Annotated in this window: 9 protein-coding genes; 7 read left to right on the top strand and 2 right to left on the bottom strand. The window is 40.1% G+C overall.

Annotated elements, in window-relative coordinates; all coding sequences use genetic code 11:
• The first annotated feature begins 190 nt into the window (after positions 1–190).
• The 6 genes from AZ66_RS23500 to AZ66_RS23470 all read left to right on the top strand — a co-directional run bounded on the left by AZ66_RS23500 (position 191) and on the right by AZ66_RS23470 (position 5,160).
• Positions 191–967: an alpha/beta fold hydrolase gene (locus AZ66_RS23500; protein ID WP_044357069.1), complete on the top strand. Its 777-nt coding sequence runs from the start codon at positions 191–193 to the stop codon at positions 965–967.
• 471 nt (positions 968–1,438) lie between these two features.
• Positions 1,439–1,768, top strand: a complete 330-nt coding sequence (locus tag AZ66_RS30150) for a hypothetical protein (protein WP_052648800.1) — start codon at positions 1,439–1,441, stop codon at positions 1,766–1,768.
• Between the two features lie 188 nt (positions 1,769–1,956).
• Entirely contained in the window at positions 1,957–2,751 is a 795-nt protein-coding gene (locus AZ66_RS23485) for a hypothetical protein (RefSeq protein ID WP_052648798.1), read from the top strand.
• A gap of 227 nt (positions 2,752–2,978) precedes the next feature.
• Positions 2,979–3,461 carry a DUF6896 domain-containing protein gene (locus AZ66_RS23480; RefSeq protein WP_044357068.1) on the top strand — a complete coding sequence of 161 codons (483 nt, stop codon included), beginning with the start codon at positions 2,979–2,981 and terminating at the stop codon, positions 3,459–3,461.
• Positions 3,462–3,652: 191 nt separating this feature from the next.
• Entirely contained in the window at positions 3,653–3,955 is a 303-nt protein-coding gene (locus AZ66_RS23475; protein ID WP_044357067.1) for a hypothetical protein, read from the top strand.
• 38 nt (positions 3,956–3,993) lie between these two features.
• The gene (locus AZ66_RS23470; RefSeq protein WP_044357072.1) at positions 3,994–5,160 is read left to right on the top strand and encodes an alanyl-tRNA editing protein; all 1,167 of its coding nucleotides are present in this window, start codon (positions 3,994–3,996) and stop codon (positions 5,158–5,160) included.
• 676 nt (positions 5,161–5,836) lie between these two features.
• Here the strand turns inward: AZ66_RS23470 and AZ66_RS23465 are convergent.
• Together AZ66_RS23465 and AZ66_RS23460 are read right to left on the bottom strand one after the other, a co-directional pair.
• On the bottom strand, positions 5,837–6,217 hold the full coding sequence (locus tag AZ66_RS23465; RefSeq protein WP_044357066.1) for an aspartyl protease family protein: 381 nt from the start codon (positions 6,215–6,217) through the stop codon (positions 5,837–5,839).
• On the bottom strand, positions 6,214–6,474 hold the full coding sequence (locus AZ66_RS23460; protein WP_021260489.1) for a hypothetical protein: 261 nt from the start codon (positions 6,472–6,474) through the stop codon (positions 6,214–6,216). The genes AZ66_RS23465 and AZ66_RS23460 overlap by 4 nt, the downstream gene beginning before the upstream one ends.
• 623 nt (positions 6,475–7,097) lie before the next feature.
• Between AZ66_RS23460 and AZ66_RS23455 the strand changes: the two genes are divergently transcribed.
• Positions 7,098–8,609: condensation domain-containing protein (locus AZ66_RS23455; protein WP_044357070.1), on the top strand; the 1,512-nt coding region annotated here is incomplete at its 3' end.

Raw genomic sequence — 8,609 nt, 5'->3', positions numbered from 1 at the left:
CAACAAAAACGCGTAATATTATTTCGCAACTCAAGAAATCACTACTTCATTTGACTTTGTTTTGTCGAACCTGTTCGCTGCTTAGAAAGCATTAAATATTTTCATATAAATCCATAAACAAGAACATGAACAGAAATCATTGGAAAACAAGTCAAGTAAGATCAAGTGAAATAGTAAAGGGTGGAATCCATTGAAGCTACATTACACAGAGTCGGGAAATACAGAAGCTTCTCTCATTGTTTTCTTACATGGGGGAGGAGTGAGTGGTTGGATGTGGGCGAAGCAAATTGAATACTTTAATGATTACCATTGCTTAGTTCCAGACTTACCTGGACATGGGAAGAGTCCTTGCACGGACTTTTCTATTCACAATTGTGCTGAAGAAATATTAAGTTTGATTCTAACTAAAGCAAAAGGTAAAAAAGTGATTCTAATCGGATTTTCTTTGGGCGCACAAGTTGCTATGAAAATACTAAGTATGAACCCAGATATAGTAGATTATTCAATAATAAATAGTGCACTTGTTAGACCAGCTCCATTTGTAAATAAAATGATTCCACCTGCCATCCGATTAACTTATGGGCTAACAAAAAATCGAACTTTTTCGAAGCTTCAAGCCAAACAGTTATACATTGATGAGGGAATGTTTGAAACCTACTATAAAGAAACCAGTAACATGGATATGAACCTCCTTATTCAGATTTTAGAAGAAAACATGTCTTTTCGTATACCAACAAATTTCAGTAAGTCTACAGCAAAGATCTTGATAACTGTTGGGGAAAAAGAGAAGAAAATGATGAGGAAATCCTTATTAGACATCGTAGACAACACAATCCTTTGTAAAGGCATTATTATACCTAATGTTGGTCATGGGGTATCCCTTGCTCAACCTGAGTTATTTAACAAGATTGTTGAGGCTTGGATTCTTGACCGAGAATTACCGTATGGACTTACCCTTGTAAGGTAATGGATTGAAAGTACTTCGAAAGCCGTTAATTTCAGTTCAACCTGTTTTCCTACCCACGGGAGAAAGGTTTGCTTACTCAAGGAAAGGTTGGTCGCTAAAATTGCGTATATGGTTTTTATCAGGCTTGTTACTTGTTTTTATATCATTATTAATAGCTTTGATGACAGGGATGACTGAAATTTTAGTTTATTTTAATTTCATAGTAGGCTTAATAAGTCTTGCAATAGTCTTTTATATTTACATTGGATTACGGATGTTGTATATGAAAAACGAGTTTAGTAATAATCATGAAGGAGCTGATTACCAAGGGAGAAAGCGATTACAATATAAAATCATTATGTTTGGGTTGCCAAATGTAGTGTTTGGAGGGATTGTAAATGAGATTTATAACATTTGGCCTTGGACGAGCTGAAATCATTATTATTACAGTAATGAGAAAATCTTTACGAATGCATTTAAGGAGAGACTAAATTGATAACTTGCTTTTACGATAATTCAGAAATTAAGGACGAACCAATTGTTAATATTGATCGTGTATATTGTTTGGATTTTGATAAATTCACTAACGATTCATGGGATAGATTAGCTGAAATTTATTCTTTGCTCCCATCTCAAATATGTATGAATCATATTGGGCAACCATGTTGGTTTGGTGAAGAAGGTAAAACTGACTTCTATCTATGGGCATCAGTAGAACCGTCAGGGCTGCAGATTGCAGGGACTCTAAGATCAGTTGATTGGAACGAATGGGCAGGTAAATTTAATGAGTACATAGCTGTGCTTCCCTTTTTTGAATGTTAGCAGTTACAGGAATCGTTAGTAACTCGAAGAGAGTCATGGCCTCATATTTAAGCATTGAGACTATTTTCCCTTGATTATCAGATGTATAATCATGGAAGGCGTCAACCACTTATAACACCATCTACGCAGCGGAGTTTTCCAAGAAAGTCAAATCTATTAGCAAGTAACAAATAAGGGGACGAGCGGATATGAAAGGAATTACGAATGAAAGATTCGCTGTTATAAGACGTTCCTTTCCATTTTATTTATGCGCTTTATATCTAATTTTAGAGGTCGTTACGATATGGCATCTAAGTAAAGGCGATTATCCAAAAGAAGTGAACTACTTTCAAATAACCGCTGAAAACGGTGTTGTTCTTCATGTGCTGAAGACGGAGCCGAATCGTATTTCGCTTCATAGCATAAACGACAACGTCGTGAAATCGGGAACCAATGGGATAAATGGTGGATTCTTTTGGGGAAATCAGTTGTTAAGTATCGCGGTTGTGGATGGTATGCCCGTAAGCGGAAGTCCAAAAGAATACGGCTCAGGCTGGTTTAACGTCAAATATGCTCGGGGAACCATCGTTTATGATCGGGTCACAAAAATAGTCGACGTGCAACGAGCTGCAAGCGTCGATGATCTGCATTTCTCAGATGCTGCGAAGTTCTGGGCTCAGGGTGGAATCAGTATGAATATAAAGGACGATAGCAACTGGTATAGAATTGCGGTCGAAGAAGAAGGGTTGCCGTTTCCCGATGACGAGCGCCTTCGCAGTGGTATGGTCTATGATAATCATGGGGAATTATACCTGGTTGTTACTTCTACCAAATGTACGGCGGATAAATTTCGTACTGCGATTAAGGGAAGTATTGCCGATGGGGAGTTGAATGAGGCCATATTTTTAGACGGGGACGGTTCTTCACAACTACTCGCTGGTAACATCGAACTGAAGGGTGACGGCCGACCGGTGGTGCAGATGATCGCGGTAAATGGAGAATAACACGATCAGGCTATCGCCCTTTGATTGTAAGTTGGGAAGGAGCAATGACTTAGCCTGAGATAAGAGCTATCTAAGGCTGGGTCATTTCGTGTATATAAATACGTTATTCCAGATGCGAATCATGGATTAGAAACAGGGGATGTAGAAGAAAAAGAAAACCTTAGTTTATTAAAGAAAGTTGTAGATACATATAAAAAGATATTAATGGAAAGGGATTTGGGTAGAGTATGAACTCGCTAACGAAAGAAACGGTAGATGAAATATTGGCAGCAATGGATTCTTTTAAAGTAATTGCGCAAGAACTCATTGGGAAATTAATATTGGAAACGAACCAGCCTGAAAAATCAGAGATTATAAAAGGGAATTACAATCTAATTTCAAATGAGGAATTACTAAATGCTGAAGAGTATCTAACCGATAATTGGTACTTTGATGTTCATGGAGAGCACTGCATGTTTGAAAATATAGAAACGGGACAAGTATTGGAGGTTTCCCTAGGGCGCGTAGATGATATTGGGAATCTTGATCCCTACTTTTTTTATAACTTCTTGAAATCAACTAAGAATCTTAAACACTTAGCTTCGTATTTCGAAGATCCATTTGGTGAAATGTTGAATTTATTCGAAGGATTAGAACAGCAAAAAAAGCTTGTACATATTCATGGTGTTGTATATAGAAAGATTCTTCAGAATGAAGAATCATGTGAATAATGACTTTTAGCTCAACACCGTTAAATGAAGAAACAAATAAACATAAATATCAACTCGAAGGATGAACGCAGCATGGACACTGTAGGTATTTGGTCGTCAGGTAAATTTTTTTATGCTTGTTTTGAGGACAGTGTAGTTGTATTTACAGGGACGGACATTGGTTTTTTAATCTTGTCTGTGAGGATATTATCGTGTTTAAGCATCGAAAAGATGCTGACGGTGAATATATAAGTACACGAATTGAATGTTCCTTCGAGGACGGAAAACTTACACATATCGAAAGGGTGAAGCAAGAAGAGAAGTTTACATACAAGCAATATGAAGAAAAGATATATACTGGGGAGGTTGTAGAGGTTATCGAATTTGATAAGCCGCTCATTATGGATGATTCTAGATTCGGTCTTGAAACCCGAGATTTAGAATCAAGTCGTATATTACTTACAATTCAGAAAAGACTTCAGTTAATACCAGAGGAATATAGAACTCTTTTATAGTAAAGTAAATGTAATCTAGGAACAGTGAGGACATGAAGATGACGAAGAAGCTATTTTATGAATCCGCCTATATCCGGGAGTGGAGGACACAAATCACTCGCAGAGTGGAGCGGGAGGATGGAACCTATCTGGTATTAAATGAAACAGCCTTTTATCCACACGGCGGGGGACAGCCCTGTGATCTGGGGTGGATCAATAAAATTCCGGTTCTGGATGTCGTTCTCGAAGAAGGGGACATTCTTCACAAAGTCGAGAGTTCTCCTGAGGTGGAAGAGGTTGACTGCCGATTGAATTGGGATAGAAGGTTCGACCATATGCAGCAACATAGCGGCCAGCATCTGCTGTCAGCGATGTGTCTGGAAGCATGCCAGGCGGAGACACTCTGTTTCCACCTAGGTGAAGATTATGCGACCATTGATGTTGCCCGACCTGACTTGCCTCGGGATCAGCTTATGATGCTGGAACTGGAGGTAAATGATCAGATTTACCTGAATCGCAAGGTAACAAATTATGTTGTGACTCAGGAGCAAGCGGCAGAGCTGCCGCTAGTGAAGCAGCCGAAAGTAACCGATGATATTCGGATCGTTGAAATCGAAGGTATCGAGTATAACGCTTGTGGTGGCACACACGTCTCAGCAACAGGTGAGATTGGAATGATCAAGCTGCTAAGAGCTGAGAAGATGAAGGGGCATATGCGTATCTATTTTAAATGCGGATACCGTGCGTTGAACGAATTTAATGTCGGTGTGGAGATTCTCGGCAGTCTAGCGGCCCGATTCAATACGGGTAAGGAAGAGATCCTGGATCGGATTGAGAAATGGGATCAGGAGCAGAAGCAGCTGCAAGCTGAATTGAATGCGGTGAAGGCTGAGAATGATGCTTATCTGGCTGAGAAGCTGTTGGCAGACCGCCAGGGAAGCTTAGTTAGGCATGAATTCGCGGATAAGATGCTGAAGGACATGCAGAACTTGGCTGCTAAGCTCACCGAACAAGCTGATGTTATCGTACTCTTCGTGTCCTACTCGGATCATAAGGTACTGCTCTCCCGAGGAGGACACGATGGACTCGCTTGCGGTGTCTTCTTCAAACAGCATTTGGCCGATTATCGGGGCAAAGGCGGAGGCAGCGATAAGATGGCACAGGCCGGATTTGCCACTCGAGAGGATGCAGAGGCATTTTATCAATTTGCAGCAGAGTCATTATAAGGGAAATAGATTTGTTTTACACAGACAACACGCGGCCAGCCTAAGATACCAGCTATCTAAAGCTGGGTTGCGCTGGAGGATTGCATCGAACAGTTTATTATTCTCAGAAATGAAGCAATAATAAGTCAGAAAAGAGGATTAGATCATGAGGATCGTGTTGACCGAGTTAACCAAACGAAATATGAAAATGGCATCAGGAATCCATATCTCTTCTAGGTTTGGGAAATTGGTTACTCGTTCTTATGATGTTCAACTCCGCATCGATGCATGATCAAGGCGGATCATGGGTTGGATCCGGTATTGTCTGGATATTTTATATTCCGCATATTCATGGTTTGGAGATACTGCCCATAGAAGGCGGGAATTATGCTCATCTTATCTTACTAATGTTGAACTTCGCGCTAACTCCCGTCATGTTTTTGATCATACAATCGAAAGTTCTGCTTAAGAGGATGGTTTGTGCCTAAAACCATTGTCCCCAGGAGCTCTTCATTACGAACATGAGGTTTGCAAGTGGGTGGCAGATCGATCGCCTAACACAATATTCGCATGCGGGCAATGCGGCCCTTGATCTGCTAGCAGATGTTTCGTAGAAGCTTCATCAGGCAGATACGTCCATTACCCTAAGATAAGACGTTGCGAATACCAAAACGGTATACGCAAGTTCGTTAAAGCATTACAAAATAATTAACTTCTCAAAATCGATTTTCAAACCATATCTATAAAGAAAATCGACACCTAAAATTGCATCGAAACCATAGGGTTCTCTGGTGAGTCCTAGTTGGACTGTAAATTCCTTTAGTAGTATGTGATCAATAGTGAGATCTGAGATAACCTGTTGATAACATAATTCACTAGAGCCACCGACTCCATACATCCGTACTGATTTTCCATTGATAAAGTCAATATCCAGTCCAATAGGTTCGACAAGATCTGTATCAAAAATAGTTGTGGAGCATCCGGTATCTAACAAGACGTTATTAAGAAGGGTGGATTTATTCTTATAGGAAAGAGGGAGAGATATAATAGGAAGACCATTGATAAGATGGATTTTCATCGAAGACCTCTAATACCGGTAAAGGGCTGTTCAATGACTTCAATATATTCATTTCCGGTATAGAATACATAAAGTTCTCTGGAGGGCTCTGCCAGATGAAGCTTCTTGTAAGAAGCCCATGCATGTTTAGGGTCATCAAAATCAGAAACAACGGACATGTCATCGATAGATCGTTTGTAATTATTAGAATGAGTTTCAAGAGCTTCAACCAGAACCCAACGATATGGGTAGATATCACGGATATTAACCCATTTCATACAGGAACACCTCCAAATGAGTTATAAATTAATTGTACAATCCTATTTAGAAACAAGCAACAATAGCGAACTTGATGAAGAATGACCCAGCGTATAACATTGCATCTAAGATGGGGACAAGCCCTTCGATATGTTGGGGAAAATAGAGATATTTGAACGTTTGCAGCTACTAATAAAGATAGAGTGTCGGTGATTTGAAGATTAAATATCGTTAAGCTTGAACATAAATGTCGGCGGCTCGTGCCTTTAAGGTACGGGCTTTCTTTGTGTTACTTTCGTTTTTCTGGAGTGAAGCTGTTCTTAACTCATATTTTGGATTGGTGGATGCACATTTTGGCTATAGATCATAAACTTTACAATTATGTCAAAAAAACAACAATTAGTATTGTGTTACAAAAAATTAACGGATTTCGACATGATTCTTAATAATTCCTATATATAATTACAAAAGGTACCATTTGTCGCCACGATTCGGGCGACAAGGTGCCAGCAAATTGACTAGGGAAAGAAGTGATGTCTTCCGTCGTGAACAGATGGCATTGATTATGAGTTCAATAACTGTACTGTACGGATGTGAGGAAACAGAGTATGTGAACACGTATAAAAATCATATTCGGAAAGGGATGGTTTACTTGTCAAGTAAAACATTTATTAAAACAATTCCGTTGTCAAAGGGACAAATCCCGCTTTTATCGCATGATTCGATGTATCCAAACAACACTTGCTACAATGAATCGTTTGCGTGGCATATATATTCAAAGCTGGATGCAACAACAGTGCAAAATGCTTTTATTGAAATCGTAAAACGTCATGAATGTTACCGAACTGTCTTTATAATGGAAGAAGAGCCTGTGCAAAAAGTGTATAGCGAACCAGTTCTTGATTTCAAGTCGATCGCAGTAGGGGACTGGGTAGAGTCGGCAGTTAACCAGTACCTGTTGGCAGAGTCTCAGGAGAGTTTTGACTTGAGCAACGGGCCATTGTTTAAAGTCAGGTTGCTGTGTTTTAGCGAGGAACATTATGTGCTGTACATCGTGCACCATCATATTGTTTTTGATGGCTGGTCCCTATCTCTGATATTAGATGAGTTTGGTTTATTGTATAAACGTTTATATAACGGAGATCTGCAAGAGAATACCCAACTGCAATGCGTGGAGTACTCATATTCGGATTTTGTCAGTTGGCAGGAGAGCTTGTTGCAGAACGAAGCAGGGCAAACATCAGCACAGTTCTGGAAACATAAACTATCAGACGAACTTCCTGTGCTGGAACTGCCCACTGATAAGAAGCGTCCGCCTGTTCCTGCTTTTGCCGGAGGACTGGCGCCTTTTGCCTTGCAGGCGAAAACGAGCGAGAAGCTGTCTGCATTTTGCAACAAAGAAGACAAGTCTTTAAATCGCGTGTTGTTAGCGCTTTACTTTGCTTTTTTACATCGGTTATCGGGGCAAAACGAAATTATCGTTGGAACGCCCAGATATGGTAGAAAAAATCGAGATTTCCATCATACTTGTGGTTACTTTGTGAATTTACTTCCGATTCGGATGCGTTTTAGTGAAAATGACTCTTTTAAACAATTGCTTCTGCAAGTACAAGAAGAATTAACGGATTGCACCAATCATCAGGATTATCCCTTCTCGCTTATGGTTAGCGAAAACAGTCTTCAGCGTGATATGAGTATTCCAGCGGTTTTCCAAGCGGGGTTTGTACTGCAAAAAGCTTGCAAGCAAGATGCGGCTATTTTTCTAGGCAATGCTACAAATGTTTTCGATTTGCACGGGCTAAAGCTCGCTCCGTTTCCTTTGGAAAAGAAGGTCTCCAAATTCGATCTGACTTTATTTGTCGAACAGGAAAGTAATGGAACGATTGCAGCGAATTTTGAATATAATAAAGATATTTTTCATGAAGATTCAATTCAAAGATGGATTCGCCATTTTGATCATTTTATTCAAACGGTTCTGGATAATGCTGAAGGAAAAATGGCTGACATTCGTCTTTTATCTCAGGATGAGGAGCAGCAGCAACTGGTGGCATGGAGCCGGACGGAGACGGCGTATCCACGGGATCAGGTGATTCAGGAGCTGTTCGAGGAACAGGCGGCGGCAAGGCCGGAAGCGGTGGCTGCGTTGACGAAGAGC

This window comes from Paenibacillus sp. E194 (genome assembly GCF_000935845.1).
Classification (GTDB): Bacteria; Bacillota; Bacilli; order Paenibacillales; family Paenibacillaceae; genus Paenibacillus_B; species Paenibacillus_B alvei_B.
This window is presented reverse-complemented; position numbering and strand designations above follow the sequence as displayed.